The following is a 1,119-nucleotide window of genomic DNA, read 5'->3' on the forward strand; positions in this document are numbered from 1 at the left end:
TAATACCAATCTAAGTAAAAATATGATCTAATTGAGGCTATGACTTACTCGTGGAAAAGATGCTATGGATAGCCTCGATAACATTGATTTCAAAAAGCTTGCTAGCCAACAAAAATCTATTCAAATGAAGATGCGATTGCTCGCATTAGCCCATTTTAAAGAGGGTCATTCTCGGACCCAAATTGCTAAGTTCCTTAAAGTAAGCAGAACAAGTGTGAATAAGTGGGTACAAACCTTCCTTGAAGAAGGACTTGAAGGATTGCAAGAGAAACCAAGGACCGGGAGACCCGCATTCCTTTCTCCAAAGCAACGTGAACAGTTAAGGCTATTTATCAAAAGCCGAGCCTCTGATTCTTCAGGAGGGCGATTAACTGGCAGTGATATCCATGCCTACATCGTCAGAGAATTTGATAAACATTATCACCCCGACTCTATCTATTACCTGCTTAATCACATGGGGTTTTCTTGGATAACTTCACGCTCTAAACACCCTTCTCAATCTCAGCAAGTTCAAGACGATTTTAAAAAAATTCAAAATAGAAACGATCCTTAAGATCCCGGGGCATATGGGTTTAGAATCGGTGGATGTCTGGTTTCAAGATGAGGCTCGATTTGGGCAGCAAAATACGACGACTCGCCTCTGGGCAGAGAGAGGCACAAGGCCTCGAGCAGTAAAACAGCAGCAATTTGAGTATGCGTATTTGTTTGGTTCAGTCTGTCCTTCAAAAGGCATCGGAGAAGCCATGGTTGTCCCTTGGGTAAACAAAGACATTATGATTAACCACCTTGCTCAAATATCAGAGGCAACAGAAAAAGGTCGTCATGCGGTTGTGATCATGGATGGTGCAGGTTGGCATACCAATGACATTGCTGAGCAATTTTCGAATGTGAGTATAGTTAAACTGCCTCCCTATTCACCCGAACTAAACCCAATTGAACAAGTATGGAGTTGGCTACGGCAACACTATCTAGCAAACCAGAGTTTTACGAACTACGACGACATTGTTGAGAAAGTATGTGGTGCATGGAATTGCTTTCTAGAAAGTGCAGATAGGGTGAAAAGAATGTGCTCAAGAGAGTGGATTGAGCTGATCAGTTAATTTTCCAGATTGGTATAAA

Annotated in this window: 1 protein-coding gene; it reads left to right on the forward strand. The window is 41.8% G+C overall.

The genetic code is table 11. The annotated features are described in order from the left end of the window. Nucleotides 1-64: 64 nt before the first annotated feature. Nucleotides 65-1,100 (forward strand): IS630 family transposase gene (locus KI655_RS17065; protein WP_285407370.1). Its coding sequence is split into 2 segments (ribosomal slippage): nucleotides 65-523 and nucleotides 525-1,100, totalling 1,035 coding nucleotides; the frame shifts between segments, so codons are not numbered across the junction. The last annotated feature ends 19 nt before the right edge of the window (nucleotides 1,101-1,119 follow it).

This window comes from Vibrio sp. D404a (genome assembly GCF_030248535.1).
GTDB lineage: Bacteria > Pseudomonadota > Gammaproteobacteria > Enterobacterales > Vibrionaceae > Vibrio.